Raw genomic sequence first — 14,174 nt, forward strand, 5'->3', positions numbered from 1 at the left:
GACGATTTGGAAACTCTACCGTTGCTCGTGATACCGCATCAGACAACGGTCCGGATCCCACTGTTCCGCGTACAGTTTCGTCGCTCAATTCGAGGCTGGATGCTCGAGCTGTAGCCAGCCGAGCACGCGAGCTTTGACAGCTCAAACGCCCTGGGGACTATGCGGTAACGGTTGCGGTGGTGGTGCCCAAGGAGAGACTCGAACTCTCACGCCCGTGAAGGCGGGGGATTTTGAATCCCCTGCGTCTACCATTCCGCCACTTGGGCCACGCGCATTGAATTACCGCCCATCTTGCCGAACGTCCAGAGGCAAAAATCGGTCAATCGACGATCAGCCCGGGACAGATCGGTTGACGCCCCGTCGGACGCGTGGTTTGCCTCGTTATGACAAAGCTTGGGAACACGCGCTGATGCTGCAATCGCTTTATGATCGGACGATCCGACTGGCCGACCACCCACACGCACTGTGGGTGTTGGCATTAGTGGCATTCATCGAAAGCTCGGTCTTTCCGATTCCACCCGACGTGCTGATGATCCCGATGATTCTGGCGCGCCCATCGCGGGCATGGCTGATTGCCACCGTTGCGCTGGTGTTCTCGGTCTTGGGCGGCCTTTTGGGATACGCAATCGGCGCGTTCTTCTACGATAGCATCGGACAACCCATCCTCGAAGCGATGGGCAAGGGTCACGCGATGCAGGAGTTCAACCAGCGGTTCAACGATTTCGGGTTCTGGGCCGTTCTGACCGCCGGCGTCACGCCTTTCCCGTACAAAGTCATCACGATCATGTCCGGCTGGACGGGAATGCCGCTGGGGACGTTCATCGCCACTTCGATTCTCGCCCGCGCTTTGCGGTTCTACATCGTCGCCGGGTTGCTTTGGGGCTTTGGCGAGCCTATCCGGGACTTCATCGAAAAACGGCTTGGGTTGATGTTCACCTTGTTCATCATTCTTCTGATCGGCGGATTTCTGGTGGTGAAATACATATGACGCGGAAACGGACACTCATTTTGCTGGCTGCGGGTGGGTCTGCAGCTTTGCTTCTTGCGGCTTGGGGGTTCCAGTATCTGGGCGGCATGGCCCCGTGTAAATTGTGCATCTGGCAACGCTACCCGCATGGTGCGGCTGTATTGCTCGGCGCGCTGGCCTTTGCACTTCCGGGCGTGCGCCTGCTGCCTCTCCTCGGCGCAGCCGCTGCCGCCGCCACGTCCGGTATCGGCGTCTATCACGCCGGGGTCGAGCGTGGTCTTTGGGAAGGTCCGTCCAGTTGCACATCGGGCAGTATTAGCGGCCTGTCCGCCGAGGAACTGATGGAGCAGATCATGGCCGCCCCGTTGGTGCGGTGCGATGATATCCCGTGGGAAATGTTCGGGCTGTCCATGGCTGGGTGGAACGCCCTGCTGTCCGCCGGTTTGGTTCTGGTCTGGCTGGCCGCTTGGCGCGCGCGTTGAACCTACTGGGCGTCCAGTTCTGCGTCCCAATACAGAAAGTCGATCCAGCTTTCGTGCAGGTGGTTTGGCGGAAACTTCCGTCCGATATTCTGCAGCATGCTGGCGTCAGGCTGCCGAGGTGGCTTGCGCAGGCTCATCCCGGCCTGACGCAGCGATTTCGACCCTTTGCGCAGATTGCATGGACTGCAGGCGGCCACCACGTTCTGCCAACTGGTGACACCCCCTGCTGCACGCGGCACGACGTGGTCGAAAGTCAGTTCGCCCCGGCTGCCGCAGTACTGGCAGCGGAATTCATCCCTCAGAAATAAATTAAAGCGCGTGAAGGCCACGCGCTTTCTGGGTTTCACATAGTCTTTCAGGACAACCACCGACGGTATTCGGATCACCGTACTCGGGCTGCGGACCACTTCGTCATACTCGGCGACGATATCGACCCGGTCCAGCCAGGCGGCCTTTATCGCCTCCTGCCAGGGCCACAGCGACAGCGGATAGTAGGAAAGCGGGCGGTAATCGGCGTTCAAAACCAATGCCGGATGGTGCTTGAGGGCACCTGGCTCCCTGACAAATTCGGTCCTGAAATCTCCGTCCATGGCTGAATCGCTCCTCGCTCTCGGCTGCCTGTATGGGACACCAGAGCGGGGAGCACCCGCCCCGGTCTTAACTTAACTATATATCGTGTTAAAACTCTGACAAGTCCTGTTTTTCCACAACATCTCGGTAACGGACTATTCTGAATCCGTAACAATCACGTGACAGTTATCCACAGCTTGCGCAGGTCCGGAACTGAGAGTATGGCGGAGCTCATGTCATGGTTCATCCGCTTCAACAAACCCTTTGACGTGCTGCCGCAGTTCACCGACCGGCAAAATGCCGAGTCGCCCCGCAGCACCCTGTCGGATTTCATCGACCTGCCGGGGGTCTATCCGGCCGGGCGGCTGGATCGTGACAGCGAGGGGCTGATGCTGCTGACCGACAATGGGCGGCTGCAATCCCAGATCTCTGACCCCAAGCACAAGATGCCCAAAACCTACTGGGTTCAGGTCGAAGGAATCCCGGATGCGGCGGCCATCCGGGCCCTGCGTGACGGGGTCGAGTTGAATGACGGCATGACCCGCCCAGCCAAGGCGCGGCTGATTGACGAACCCCAAGGCCTGTGGCCGCGCACGCCCCCGATCCGCGAACGCAAGTCGGTGCCGGATTGTTGGCTGGAACTGACACTGCGCGAGGGGCGCAACCGTCAGGTGCGCCGCATGACGGCCGCCGTGGGCCACCCCACCCTTCGCCTGATCCGCGCCCGGATCGGAGACTGGACCTTAGACAATCTCGCCCCCGGCAGCTGGGACAGCCTGCCGATGCCCGTTCTGGAAACCGCCCCCCAACGCAAGCGCGACCGGCGTCCGCGGCGGTGACTTTTTCAGCGATGTCCGTTATAATAGCGTCATGAAAGTAGCAGCCGGAATCCCGTCGCCTTCGGGCATTCTCGAGGCCGCGCTGTATGTCGATGATCTGGACGCCGCCGAACGGTTCTATGGCGAGGTTCTGGGCCTGGACCGCATTCAGCGCGTCGAGGGCCGGCACGTGTTCTTCCGGGTTGGCACTTCGGTGTTGCTGTTGTTCAACCCGGACCAGACGGAACAGCCTCCGACCAATCCCGACCTGCCGGTGCCGCCGCATGGTGCGCGCGGTCCGGGGCATGTGTGCCTCATCCTGACCCGCGACCAGATCGCGTCGATGCGCAAGCATCTGCTGGACTGGAACGTCCCGATTGAGGCCGAATTCGACTGGCCCAACGGGGCTCGGTCGCTCTACGTACGCGATCCAGCCGGAAATTCGGTGGAGTTTGCCGAGGGGCACCTGTGGGGGTGAGCCAGCCGCATCACAGGCTCAGCTTGTCCCGCATGAAAGCCAACGCGACGCCCAGCCCGTCGGGTGCGATACCGTGGCCAGTGCCCTTCATGATGTGGGCATAGACCTCCTTGAAGCCCGCACGCTGCAGGGCCTCGGCGGCCTCGGGCAGCGATTGCGGCGGCACCACGTCATCGGCATCGCCATGGACCAGCAGCACCGGCATCCGGCTGACCACCTCGTCGGCCAGCAGGTCAGGCTCCAACAGGCGGCCGGAAAACGCGATCACGCCAGCCACCGGATCTTCGCGACGTGGGGCCACGTGCAGGCTCATCATGCTGCCCTGGGAAAAGCCGAACAGCACCACCTGCTCGGGCAGCACGTCTTCGTCCACCATCAGGGCGTCCAGGAAGGCGTTGAAATCCTCGACCGCCATTTCCATGCCGCGCCGGGCCTCCTCCTCGGACGAGCCGTCGATCCACGGGATCGGAAACCACTGGAAGCCGTTGGGCATGCCGGGGATCTGCTCGGGCGCGTCGGGGGCCACGAACAGCGTGTCGGGCAGGTGTTCGCCCAGAACATCCGCAAGGCCCAGCAGATCGGCCCCGTTGGCGCCATAGCCATGCACGAACACCACGACCGAGCGCGTGTCGCCCGAAACCGGCTCTTTGCGGAGCGCGTTCAAAACCCGTGTCATCTGATCCCTTCCCTATCCTTGGCCACGCGGTAATAGGCCCACAGAACCCGGGCTGCAACCGACCGCCACGGCGACCACGCCTCGGCCATCTGCCGCAACGCCTTGTCGGTCGGCCGATCCGGCAGGCCGTATAGCATCCGCGCGGCCTCCTGCAGGGCCAGATCACCCGGCGCGATCACATCCGCCCGCCCCAGCGAGAACATGGCATAGATCTCGGCCGTCCAAACCCCGATGCCCGGCACCTGTGTCAGGGTCGTAATGACCTCGTCATCGGGCGCCTCGCGCAGGGCCTTGTAGTCGATCCGCGCCTCGGCCAACGCCCGGGCATAGCGGATCTTCTGACGGCTCAACCCCACTGCGCGCAGATCGTCGTCGGTGGCCCATTTGATCTTGCGTGGCCCGGTCAGGCCCGCCTGCTGCATCCGCCTCCAGATCGCGTTGGCCGAGGCCACGCTGACCTGCTGGCTGACGATGGCGCTGAGCAGTTGCGCGAAGCCGTCGGGCCGACGGCGCAAGGGCAACGGGCTGGTCAGTTCGATTGCGTGCGCCATGCGCGGACAGGCGTCAGACAGCCACTCGGCCCCTTCCGCAACGCATTCTGGTGTCTCGATAATTCGACCAACGGTCATGGCGGCTCCGGGTGGCGGTTCGGGGCGCAGGTTAGGCTGCTTTGTCGCATATGCAACCCGCTTGTATGTCTGTCGGTTCGCCGATACCCATTTGCGCATGACGATGACCAGCACCGCCCCCGACGATACCCGCGCCAAGCGCAACGTTGCCGTTCTGGTGGCGGCCCAGGCGATTCTGGGCGCGCAGATGCCGATGATCTTCATCGTCGGCGGATTGGCGGGCCAGTCGCTGGCCAGCAACGCTTGCCTCGCCACGCTGCCGATTTCGCTGATCGTTCTGGGTTCGATGCTGGCGGCCACGCCGGTCTCGGCCATCATGCAGCGCTGGGGCCGCCGCGCCGGGTTCCTCGTCGGCGCCACCGCCGGAGCGGTGGGCGGCGCCGTAGGCGCCTATGGCCTGTATCTGGGGTCGTTTCCCGTGTTCCTGTTGGGCAGCCTGCTGACCGGCATCTACATGAGCGCACATGGCTTCTATCGCTTTGCCGCCGCTGATACCGCGTCGGATGTGTTCCGGCCCAAGGCGATCTCGTACGTCATGGCCGGCGGTCTGGCCGCGGCCATCATCGGGCCGCAGATCGTCAAGCTGACCTCGCAGGCCTATGTCATTCCCTTCCTGGGCACCTATTTCGCGGTGATCGCAGTGAACGTCATCGGGTCGGTCCTGTTCCTGTTTCTGGACATTCCAACCCCCGACCGTCCGTCACAGGATGCACCCAAAGGCCGGTCGCGGCTGGAGCTGCTGAAAACCCCGCGCATCGCCGTGGCCATCATCTGTGCCATGGTCTCATACGCGCTGATGAACCTAGTGATGACCTCGACACCGCTGGCGGTCGTCGGCTGCGGCTTCTCCGAAGGTGATGCGGCGGATGTGGTCACCAGCCACGTTCTGGCGATGTATGTTCCCAGTTTCTTCACCGGCCATCTGATCTCCCGGTTCGGGGCCGAGAAGATGGTCGCAATCGGTTTGGCGGTTTTGGGCGGTGCGGGCGTTGTGGCCCTGCAAGGCGTTGAGATCGAGAACTTCTTTCTAGCCCTCGTGCTGCTTGGCATCGGCTGGAACTTCGGCTTCATCGGCGCCACCAGCATGCTGGCGGCCGAGCACGATGTGCATGAACGCGGCCGCGTGCAGGGCCTGAACGACCTGCTGGTGTTCGGAGGCGTGACGATTGCGTCGCTGGCCTCGGGCGGATTGATGAACTGTTCTGGCGGATCCCCGGTCGAAGGATGGACCGCCGTCAATCTGGCGATGGTGCCGTTGCTGACTTTGGCAGGCGGCGCGCTGTTGTGGCTGGTGCTGAGGCCCCGCGAGGCCAAACTCTCCTGATCACCACCGACCGGTCGAAGCCGTCCAGATCAGTGACACGCGTCGTCGGATTTCGCCCACGTTCAGCGCACCAGCAGCGACCCGACCGGGCTCAGCCAACGCATGACGCAGGACGCGGTCTGCCTGCCAGCCGACAAAAAGCGCAGGGCGCGCCTGATCCGAAACATCGGCCCGCCGTGCTCGCGCCGCGGCCATCCTGTCCAGCGCGCGCTCGGCCAACTGGCGCACCCCGTCCGGCGTCCCGTCCAACAGGGGAATGCGCCCGCGGGCTTCAAGCTCGGGGATGGCGCGGAACCAGTTCGCCACACCGACCGCGTAGCCAAAGTCGCGCAGGACCGTTTCGTCGGCGGCACCCAGGGCTTGCGCCGAGGCGACCATGAGCGACCCTGCGCTGTGGGTGAGGTAGGCCTCGAAGTGTTCCTCATCCTCGAACGGATCCCGGTAGATATCCCAACGCCTTACGGCCACGAATTCATCCAGCATCGCCGCCAGATGCGGGGACAGGACGCGCGACAGGGGCGTGACCACCTCGTGCCGCCGCACGGAGGGTCCTTCGGCGATCTCCTGCAGCGCGTCGCGCCACCATTGCAGGCGCATTTCCGCGATCATCGGCTCTTGGGTGACCCAAGGCGCGCGGGCGACCTCGATATTCATCGCATAGATCGGAAACAGCACGGCCCGCGCCGGCACCGGCGCCGCCATCGCGGCCATGAACCGATCGGGGTCGGCCCGGTGGACCAGCGCCGCGCAGGCCTTGACGTCGTCGTCGAAGGGCACGCTCACTCGGCCACCACCGATTGCGGGCTGCAATCGCGCACCAGCTTCCACTGGATCGCTTCCAGCAGTGCCTCGAACGAGGCGTCGACGATGTTCGCACTGACCCCAACCGTGGACCAGCGCCGCCCCTGCCCGTCTTCGCTGTCGATGATGACGCGGGTCACCGCCTCGGTCCCGCCCTGGGTGATGCGTACCTTGAAGTCCACCAGATGCATATCGTCCAGGATGGGCGAGTACTGCCCCAGATCCTTGGCCAAAGCTTTGGCCAGCGCGTTCACCGGGCCACGGTCGCTACCGTTTTCGTCCATCGACTCGCTGACCGACAGCTTCTTCTCGCCATCCACCTTCACCACGACGACCGCCTCGGACAGGCTGACCATCTGGTTGTACTTGTTCTTGCGCCGCTCGACCGTGACCTTGTAGCGCTTGACCTCGAAGAATTGCGGCAGCTGGCCCAGTTCATCGCGGGCCAGCAGCTCGAAACTGGCCTGCGCGGTATCATAGGAATACCCCTCGGCCTCGCGCGCCTTGATCCGTTCCAGAATGCGCCCCAGCGCCGGGTCGCCCGGCTCTACCTGCAACCCAGCCTCGGTCAGGCGTTTGCGCAGGTTCGACTGGCCCGCCTGGTTCGACATCGGAATGATCCGCGCATTGCCCACGGTGGCCGGATCGACATGTTCATAGGTCGACGGATCCTTGAGGATCGCGCTGGCGTGCAGCCCCGCCTTGTGCGCAAAGGCCGAGGCCCCGACATAGGCCGCCTGTTTGCTGGGCACCCGGTTCAGGATGTCATCCAGCATGCGGCTGATGCGGGTCAGACCGGTCAGCGCGTCGCGGTTGACGCCGATCTCGAAGGCCGAGGCATAGGGCTCCTTCAACAGCAGCGTCGGGATCAGGGCGGTCAGGTTGGCGTTGCCGCAACGCTCACCCAGCCCGTTCAACGTGCCCTGGATCTGGCGTGCGCCGGCATCCACGGCCGCCAAGGAACAGGCCACAGCATTTTCGGTGTCGTTGTGGGTGTGGATGCCCAGCCGGTCGCCGGGGAAGCCCGCGGCGACCAGGTCGGACACGATCCGCCCCACTTCGGCCGGCAGCGCGCCGCCATTGGTGTCGCACAACACCACCCAGCGGGCACCGGCCTCCAGCGCCGCCTGGCAGACCTGCATCGCATAGGCGGGGTTGTCTTTGTAGCCGTCAAAGAAATGCTCGGCATCGAACAGCGCCTCGCGCCCCTGCGCCACGATATGCGCGACCGAGGCGCGGACGTTCTCGACATTCTCCTCCAGCGAGATCCCCAGCGCGTCGGTCACGTGATAGTCATGCGACTTGCCCACCAGACAGACCGCCCGCGTGCCGGCGTTCATGACGGCGGCCAGCACGTCGTCATTCTCGGCCGAGCGCCCGGCCCGCTTGGTCATGCCAAAAGCGGTCAGGCGGGCGCGCGTCTTTGGCGCAGTATCGAAAAACGCGCTGTCGGTGGGGTTCGCGCCGGGCCAGCCGCCTTCGATATAGTCCACCCCCAAAGCATCCAGCGCCTGCGCGATCTGGACCTTTTCGGCGGTCGAGAACTGAACGCCCTGCGTCTGCTGCCCGTCGCGCAGCGTGGTGTCATAGAGGTACAGGCGCTCTTTGCTCATTCCACGCCCTCCAGCCTGCTGGCGTCAAAGCCCGCGCCGGGCACCAGTTCGACCCCGTCCTTGCTCATCCGCACTTCCAGACCAGCCGCCAGATAGACGGCCTTCAACCGATCCACTTCCGAGAAATCCTTGGTCTGCATCGCCTCGGCCCGAACACGGGCCAGCCTGTCGGCATGGGCCGACAGATCCACGCCGTCGGTTTCGGCCCAGCCCCCCATCTCGGATTCCAACAGGCCCAAGACCCGCGCACTGGCCAGCAAGGTAGCGGCGTCGCCGTCCGAGGCCAGGCGATGCAGCTCGGCCAGGGCGCCCGCAGTGTTGAGGTCATCGGCAAGCGCCGCGATCACCGCGGGCGCCGCGCTGGCTGCGGGTTCAATGCCCGCAGTCAGCGCCCGCCACTTGCGCAACGTGGCCTCAGCCTCGCGTGCCTTCTTCTCGGTCCAGTCCATCGGCTTGCGATAGTGGGTCTGCAGGAAGACGAACCGGATCACCTCGCCCGGCACGCCCTGATCCAGCAGGTCATGCACGGTGAAGAAATTGCCCAGCGATTTGGACATCTTCTTGCCTTCGACCTGCAGCATCTCATTATGCAGCCAATAGCGCGCAAATTCGCCGTGCGGATGGGCGCATTTGCTCTGGGCGATCTCGTTTTCGTGGTGCGGGAACATCAGGTCATTGCCGCCGCCATGGATGTCGAAACTCTCGCCCAGCAACTCATAGCTCATGGCCGAGCACTCGATATGCCAGCCCGGACGCCCCCGGCCCCAGGGCGACTCCCAACCGGGCAGTTCATCGTCCGAGGGCTTCCACAGCACGAAATCCATCGGGTTCTTCTTGTAGGGCGCCACCTCGACTCGCGCGCCTGCGATCATGTCATCGACCGACCGGCCCGACAGCTTGCCATAGTCGTCGCGCCAGCTGTCCACCGCAAACAGAACATGCCCCTCGGCCTCATAGGCGTGACCCTTGGCGATCAGGTCCTCGATCATGGCGATCATCTGGTCAATGTACCGCGTGGCCCGCGGCATCTGGTCGGGCTCCAGCGCCCCCAGCGCGCCCATGTCATGCAGGTACCAGCCGATCGTCTCGTCCGACCGCTCCTGCACCAACTGTTCGAGCGTTCCTTCGGCCCCGGCCTGCTTGCGCGCCAGGGCCGTCGCGTTGATCTTGTCATCAACGTCGGTGAAGTTGCGCACATAGGTCACATGCTCGGGCCCGTAGACATGACGCAGCAGGCGATACAGCACGTCAAACACCACCACCGGCCGCGCGTTGCCCAGATGCGCCCGGTCATACACGGTGGGTCCGCAGACATACATCCGCACGTTGTCGGGATCGATCGGAACGAAATCTTCCTTCGTCCGGGTCCACGTGTTGTGCAGTTTGATCGTCGTCATGCGTCTGGCTCCTGGATACAGCAATAGCGTGCGCGTTGACGCGGGCTTAGCAACTTGTCTCAGGGAAGAAAACGAAAGAAACCGGCCCGCGTGAAAGTTCAGCAGGGAATGCAGCAGATAATGATGCAGGTCTTCCGGTTCATGGCCCATCGCATAGCACGCCCGGTCCCGCGCGCCAAGACTTCTGTTGCCAACCGGGGAAGCTGATTGACAAATCACCGCGGCTCTGACCCATTCGGCGGGCTTGCTGCAACGGAGGCGCGCCATGAAACTTTCGCACCGCATCACGCATCTGACCGGAGGAGGTTCGGACGGGTGGGACGTGTTCTATCGTGCGCGCCGCATGATCGCCGAAGGCCAAGCCGTGACCGAGCTGACCATCGGCGAGCATGACATCCGCACCCACCCCTCGATCCTGGCCGAGATGGACCGGTCGGCGCGCGCGGGCCATACCGGATACGCCATGGTTCCGGGCACCGATCTGCTGCGCGATACCGTGGCCGCGCGGGTGCAGACCCGGACGGGCGTTCCCACCACGCGCCACAACGTGCTGATCACCCCGGGCGGACAGGCCGCGCTGTTCGCCGCGCATATGGCCGTGTGCGACCCGGGCGATGTGGGCCTCTATCTCGATCCGTTCTACGCCACCTACCCCGGCACGATCCGCGGGGCCGGCGCGATCGCGCGCGCGGTTCAGACCCGAGCCGAGGACGCCTTTCAACCCGACGCGGCCATGATCGCGGAACAGGCCAAGGGTGCCGCTTCGCTGCTGATCAACACGCCGAACAACCCGACCGGGGTCGTCTATTCCCGCGAGACCCTGACCGAGATCGCCGATCTGTGCCGCGAACGCGACATCTGGCTGATTTCGGACGAGGTCTATGACACGCAGGTCTGGGACGGCGCGCACCTGTCGCCCCGCGCCCTGCCCGGTATGGCCGACCGCACCCTTGTCGTGGGCTCGATGTCGAAATCCCACGCCATGACCGGATCACGCTGCGGTTGGATCGTCGGCCCCGAAGAGGCCATCGACCATTTGATCAACCTCGCCACGCACACCACCTACGGGGTTCCGGGATTCATTCAGGACGCTGCCAGCTTTGCGCTGACCGCCGGGGACGAACTGGAGGAAGAGGTCGCGGCTCCCTTCCGCCGCCGCCGCGCCTTGGCGATGCAGGTTCTGGCCCGACAGAACACCGTGGGCCTGATCCCGGCCCAAGGCGCGATGTATCTGATGCTGGACATCCGCGCGACGGGGCAAAGCGGCGAAGACTTCGCCAATGCGCTGCTGGACACCCACGCCATCGCGGTCATGCCCGGAGAAAGTTTTGGCCAAGCCGCCGCAGGGCATGTGCGTGTGGCCATGACCATTGACGATGACCGGTTCGCCGCCGCCCTTCAGACCCTATGCGATTTCGCCGCCCGGCTAGCGGGTCAGACAGCGGCCGAGTAACTGCAGACGGGTTTCGTTCAGAACCGGAAGGTCGTGCGCAGATTGAAGGTGTTGGTGTCCAGATCGCCGCGCGACCGCGTGACATCGTTGAAATTCTGCCGCAAGGCTTCGCCACTGATGATCAGCCGGTCACTCAGAGGATAGGCTACGCCGATCCCGTAGACGGCCGCCGTGTCGCTGTCGCCCGAAGTATTCGCCCGCGCGGCACCCACCACGACGTAGCCCAAAGCGGGCCCGAACTCGTACCCTCCGCGCAGTTTCACGCGGGACACGCTGTCCAAACTGCCCTCCGAGGCTCCTAAGTCGAGATTCAGCCGGTCATATTCCAACTCACCCCCGACGACGAAGCTGCCCAGATCCAGATCGTATCCGATATTCGCACCGATGCTGCCCGAATTGCCACCGCTGCCGCCAGGACCGTCCGCGTCGGTATAACCGAAGGTGAACCCGGCATAAGCACCCGTCCAATCCTCGGCCAACGCCACCTGCGCCGCTGGAATCAGCAGGACCGACAGCAAGGCGCGGATCAGTTTCATGCAGCCCTCCGAGTTTTCATTCAGCACCCTTTGCGATTGCAACAGATGCGGTGATGTGCACCTCAATTAAACATGTGCTTTGGTGCCGTCAGATCAATTCAAGTCACGCAATTCTTAACAATAAGTAATGGAAGCATAACATATTTCGCCCTTTGCGTGAGGATTTCCTGCGGCGTTCATCGAACTTCCAAGTTTTCGAGGTCAAAAGCGACATCGGTCGCAAACAGGACAGATTGCTTGCGCGGACCCTGACACCATTCGTCGCAGGAGTTGAGGACCACATGCCAAACGATATCTGGAAGATCTGCCTGATCAGCCGCACCATCGGTGCCGATCGGGGGCGTGCGGCTCGAGGGCGGCCGTGACGGGTTGAAGCTTCCCCCTTTTGACCTGACTTTCAATTTGGAATCCTCACCATGAACGACCAATCCCGCTCAACGTCCCGCAGTGGCGGCCGCGCCGCCCGTCGGGCCGCCCGTGCCGCGGCCTTGCCCGAACATCTGCGCCCCGTCCGCCCGGGGCTTGAGGGCGGCACCTACAAACCGCTCAGCAAACAGGACATGGAGCGTATTCACTCCGCCGCGCTCGATGCGCTCGAAACCATCGGTCTGGCCGACGCACCACCCAGCGGGATCGATTACCTGGTCAATGCCGGCTGTACGCTGGGCGATGACGGACGCATCCGTTTTCCCCGTGCGCTGGTCGAGGACACGATCGCCCGCGCCAACCGCTCGGTCACGTTGTACAGCCGCGACGGCAAAACCGATCTCGAACTGACCGGGGGACGTGTTCATTATGGAACCGCCGGAGCAGCCGTCAGCATGGTCGACGCCCAGGGACGCAATTACCGCGACTCGACAGTGCAGGACTTGCACGATGCCGCGCGGATTTGCGAACAACTGGACAATATCCATTTCGTGCAGCGCCCCATGGTCTGCCGCGACATCACCGACAACCGCGAAATGGATCTGAACACGATTTATGCTTGTTGTTCTGGAACTTACAAGCATATCGGAACATCCTTCACAGACCCCAGCTATGTAGCTCCGGCCATGGAAATGCTGCATATGATCGCTGGCGGCGAGGACAAATGGCGTGAGCGGCCCTTCGTCTCGAACTCGAACTGCTTTGTCGTGCCACCGATGAAATTCGCGACCGAGAGCTGCCAGGTGATGGAAGAATGTATCAAGGCGGGGATGCCCGTCCTGTTGCTATCCGCTGGGATGGCGGGCGCCACGGCCCCGTCAACGGTGGCTGGTGCGATTGTCCAGGCTACGGCGGAATGCTTGGCCGGTCTGGTTTATGTAAACGCCGTAAGCCCAGGCGCTCCTGCGGTTTTTGGCACTTGGCCCTTTGGCCTTGATCTCAGGACCGGTGCGATGAGCGTCGGGTCTGGCGAGCAGGCCCTGTTGACGGCAGGCTGCGCCCAGATGCACAAATTCTATGACCTGCCCGGCGGCGCTGCAGCAGGTGCTTCGGACTCCAAACTGCCCGACATGCAAGCCGGATGGGAGCAGATGTGTTCCAACGTCATGGCCGGGCTGTCCGGCCTGAACATGGTCTACGAAGCAGCGGGCATGCACGCTTCGCTGCTGGGTTTCTGCTTTGAAAGCCTGATCCTTGGTGACGATCTGATCGGTCAAGCCCTGCGATGCGTTCGTGGGATCGAGGTCACGGACGACACGCTGGCGCTGGACCAGATCGTGTCGGTCTGTCTCGGTGGCCCGGGTCACTACCTGGGTACCGACGCAACACTCAGCCGTATGCAGGCTGACTATGTCTATCCGGCGCTTGGCGACCGGACCTCGCCCAAGGAATGGGCCGAGCTGGGCAAGCCGGACCTAGTCGAAAAGGCCACCGCACGCAAAGAAGAGATCCTTGGCGCCCCGTCTCCGGCGCGTTTCGATCCGGTGCTGGATGCGGAACTCAGAAGCAGGTTCAACATTCACTTGCCTGCATAACAAATTGAAAAGCAGCCCAGATCACTCTGGGCTGCCTCGTGCTTCAAGCTGTTAACCGTTGCTGGGCGGCAGCAGACCGGCTTCTTGCGCGGCTGCAATTTCGGCTTCATCCAAAGCGCCGTCACCATTCGCGTCCAAAAGCGAGAACGCATCGGCATCCATGTCGGGCACAACGGCCTGAACCTCTTCGATGGTCAGAACACCGTCGCCATTTGCGTCAGCCGAGCTCTGCGCGAATGCAAGCGCAGGGAACCCGAGGGCAACTGCGGCCAGAACGGCCAGTTTCTGAGAGTTCATTGTCAGTCTCCTGATAGGGGGTTTGTGGTAGTCTGTCCGGACAGGCACACCAAACACCCGCTCAGCCGCACTGTCATCGGCCGAAGAGATTTTCCCGCAATTCGCGCCAATCCCTGCCCGTTTGGGCCATTTGGATTCGCAAGCTTTCGCTGCGCCAAGCCGTCCGCCAGCG

At 63.2% G+C, this 14,174-nt stretch carries 15 protein-coding genes and 1 tRNA gene; 7 read left to right on the plus strand and 9 right to left on the minus strand.

Annotated elements, in window-relative coordinates; all coding sequences use genetic code 11:
- Positions 1-180: 180 nt before the first annotated feature.
- Positions 181-266, minus strand: a tRNA-Leu gene (locus ACR0NY_RS03075).
- A 143-nt stretch (positions 267-409) separates the two neighbouring features.
- Here ACR0NY_RS03075 and ACR0NY_RS03080 point away from each other — a divergent pair.
- A complete protein-coding gene (locus ACR0NY_RS03080) occupies positions 410-988 on the plus strand; it encodes a YqaA family protein (protein ID WP_170368530.1) in 579 nt (192 codons plus the stop codon).
- Positions 985-1,449: a disulfide bond formation protein B gene (locus ACR0NY_RS03085; protein ID WP_093962157.1), complete on the plus strand. Its 465-nt coding sequence runs from the start codon at positions 985-987 to the stop codon at positions 1,447-1,449. Before ACR0NY_RS03080 ends, ACR0NY_RS03085 begins: the two co-directional genes overlap by 4 nt.
- 2 nt (positions 1,450-1,451) lie before the next feature.
- Here the strand turns inward: ACR0NY_RS03085 and ACR0NY_RS03090 are convergent, their stop codons facing one another.
- Positions 1,452-2,039 carry an HNH endonuclease gene (locus ACR0NY_RS03090; protein WP_093962158.1) on the minus strand — a complete coding sequence of 196 codons (588 nt, stop codon included), beginning with the start codon at positions 2,037-2,039 and terminating at the stop codon, positions 1,452-1,454.
- A 213-nt stretch (positions 2,040-2,252) separates the two neighbouring features.
- Between ACR0NY_RS03090 and ACR0NY_RS03095 the strand changes: the two genes are divergently transcribed.
- Both ACR0NY_RS03095 and ACR0NY_RS03100 read left to right on the plus strand, forming a co-directional pair.
- Complete coding sequence (locus ACR0NY_RS03095; protein WP_170368531.1) at positions 2,253-2,858, plus strand: rRNA large subunit pseudouridine synthase E; 606 nt, start codon at positions 2,253-2,255, stop codon at positions 2,856-2,858.
- Between the two features lie 31 nt (positions 2,859-2,889).
- Positions 2,890-3,315 carry a VOC family protein gene (locus tag ACR0NY_RS03100; RefSeq protein WP_093962160.1) on the plus strand — a complete coding sequence of 142 codons (426 nt, stop codon included), beginning with the start codon at positions 2,890-2,892 and terminating at the stop codon, positions 3,313-3,315.
- A gap of 10 nt (positions 3,316-3,325) precedes the next feature.
- Here the strand turns inward: ACR0NY_RS03100 and ACR0NY_RS03105 are convergent, their stop codons facing one another.
- Both ACR0NY_RS03105 and ACR0NY_RS03110 read right to left on the minus strand, forming a co-directional pair.
- A complete protein-coding gene (locus ACR0NY_RS03105) occupies positions 3,326-3,991 on the minus strand; it encodes an alpha/beta hydrolase (protein WP_170368478.1) in 666 nt (221 codons plus the stop codon).
- On the minus strand, positions 3,988-4,620 hold the full coding sequence (locus tag ACR0NY_RS03110; RefSeq protein WP_170368479.1) for a DNA-3-methyladenine glycosylase family protein: 633 nt from the start codon (positions 4,618-4,620) through the stop codon (positions 3,988-3,990). Before ACR0NY_RS03110 ends, ACR0NY_RS03105 begins: the two co-directional genes overlap by 4 nt.
- A 97-nt stretch (positions 4,621-4,717) precedes the next feature.
- On the opposite strand from ACR0NY_RS03110, the gene ACR0NY_RS03115 reads away from it, so the two are divergent.
- Positions 4,718-5,944 (plus strand): MFS transporter, encoded by a 1,227-nt coding sequence (locus tag ACR0NY_RS03115; protein ID WP_170368480.1) that lies wholly within the window; start codon positions 4,718-4,720, stop codon positions 5,942-5,944.
- Here the strand turns inward: ACR0NY_RS03115 and ACR0NY_RS03120 are convergent, their stop codons facing one another.
- From ACR0NY_RS03120 to cysS, 3 genes are read right to left on the minus strand one after another with little or no spacing between them, the layout of a single operon-like run.
- A complete protein-coding gene (locus tag ACR0NY_RS03120) occupies positions 5,945-6,721 on the minus strand; it encodes a squalene/phytoene synthase family protein (RefSeq protein WP_170368532.1) in 777 nt (258 codons plus the stop codon).
- A 2-nt stretch (positions 6,722-6,723) separates the two neighbouring features.
- Positions 6,724-8,358: a citramalate synthase gene (cimA, locus tag ACR0NY_RS03125; protein WP_170368481.1), complete on the minus strand. Its 1,635-nt coding sequence runs from the start codon at positions 8,356-8,358 to the stop codon at positions 6,724-6,726.
- Positions 8,355-9,755 carry a cysteine--tRNA ligase gene (gene cysS / locus ACR0NY_RS03130; protein ID WP_170338461.1) on the minus strand — a complete coding sequence of 467 codons (1,401 nt, stop codon included), beginning with the start codon at positions 9,753-9,755 and terminating at the stop codon, positions 8,355-8,357. The genes cimA and cysS overlap by 4 nt, the downstream gene beginning before the upstream one ends.
- A 265-nt stretch (positions 9,756-10,020) precedes the next feature.
- Between cysS and ACR0NY_RS03135 the strand changes: the two genes are divergently transcribed.
- Positions 10,021-11,208: a pyridoxal phosphate-dependent aminotransferase gene (locus ACR0NY_RS03135; protein ID WP_170338460.1), complete on the plus strand. Its 1,188-nt coding sequence runs from the start codon at positions 10,021-10,023 to the stop codon at positions 11,206-11,208.
- Between the two features lie 17 nt (positions 11,209-11,225).
- Here the strand turns inward: ACR0NY_RS03135 and ACR0NY_RS03140 are convergent, their stop codons facing one another.
- A complete protein-coding gene (locus tag ACR0NY_RS03140; protein WP_170338459.1) occupies positions 11,226-11,744 on the minus strand; it encodes an outer membrane protein in 519 nt (172 codons plus the stop codon).
- 416 nt (positions 11,745-12,160) lie between these two features.
- Here ACR0NY_RS03140 and ACR0NY_RS03145 point away from each other — a divergent pair, with 416 nt between their 5' ends.
- A complete protein-coding gene (locus tag ACR0NY_RS03145) occupies positions 12,161-13,705 on the plus strand; it encodes a trimethylamine methyltransferase family protein (protein ID WP_170368482.1) in 1,545 nt (514 codons plus the stop codon).
- Positions 13,706-13,756: 51 nt separating this feature from the next.
- Here the strand turns inward: ACR0NY_RS03145 and ACR0NY_RS03150 are convergent, their stop codons facing one another.
- On the minus strand, positions 13,757-14,002 hold the full coding sequence (locus ACR0NY_RS03150; protein WP_093962168.1) for an EF-hand domain-containing protein: 246 nt from the start codon (positions 14,000-14,002) through the stop codon (positions 13,757-13,759).
- Between the last annotated feature and the right edge of the window lie 172 nt (positions 14,003-14,174).

It is taken from the genome of Ruegeria sp. BJ5, assembly GCF_056537865.1.

Bases quoted from the DNA above. Each gene is read 5' to 3' on its own strand.
- ACR0NY_RS03100 (WP_093962160.1), top strand. From the start codon at position 2,890: ATGAAAGTAGCAGCCGGAATCCCGTCGCCTTCGGGCATTCTCGAGGCC.
- ACR0NY_RS03110 (WP_170368479.1), bottom strand. From the start codon at position 4,620: ATGACCGTTGGTCGAATTATCGAGACACCAGAATGCGTTGCGGAAGGG.
- ACR0NY_RS03140 (WP_170338459.1), bottom strand. From the start codon at position 11,744: ATGAAACTGATCCGCGCCTTGCTGTCGGTCCTGCTGATTCCAGCGGCG.
- ACR0NY_RS03085 (WP_093962157.1), top strand. From the start codon at position 985: ATGACGCGGAAACGGACACTCATTTTGCTGGCTGCGGGTGGGTCTGCA.
- ACR0NY_RS03115 (WP_170368480.1), top strand. From the start codon at position 4,718: ATGACGATGACCAGCACCGCCCCCGACGATACCCGCGCCAAGCGCAAC.
- cimA (WP_170368481.1), bottom strand. From the start codon at position 8,358: ATGAGCAAAGAGCGCCTGTACCTCTATGACACCACGCTGCGCGACGGG.
- ACR0NY_RS03080 (WP_170368530.1), top strand. From the start codon at position 410: ATGCTGCAATCGCTTTATGATCGGACGATCCGACTGGCCGACCACCCA.
- ACR0NY_RS03095 (WP_170368531.1), top strand. From the start codon at position 2,253: ATGTCATGGTTCATCCGCTTCAACAAACCCTTTGACGTGCTGCCGCAG.
- ACR0NY_RS03145 (WP_170368482.1), top strand. From the start codon at position 12,161: ATGAACGACCAATCCCGCTCAACGTCCCGCAGTGGCGGCCGCGCCGCC.
- ACR0NY_RS03105 (WP_170368478.1), bottom strand. From the start codon at position 3,991: ATGACACGGGTTTTGAACGCGCTCCGCAAAGAGCCGGTTTCGGGCGAC.
- ACR0NY_RS03090 (WP_093962158.1), bottom strand. From the start codon at position 2,039: ATGGACGGAGATTTCAGGACCGAATTTGTCAGGGAGCCAGGTGCCCTC.
- cysS (WP_170338461.1), bottom strand. From the start codon at position 9,755: ATGACGACGATCAAACTGCACAACACGTGGACCCGGACGAAGGAAGAT.
- ACR0NY_RS03135 (WP_170338460.1), top strand. From the start codon at position 10,021: ATGAAACTTTCGCACCGCATCACGCATCTGACCGGAGGAGGTTCGGAC.
- ACR0NY_RS03150 (WP_093962168.1), bottom strand. From the start codon at position 14,002: ATGAACTCTCAGAAACTGGCCGTTCTGGCCGCAGTTGCCCTCGGGTTC.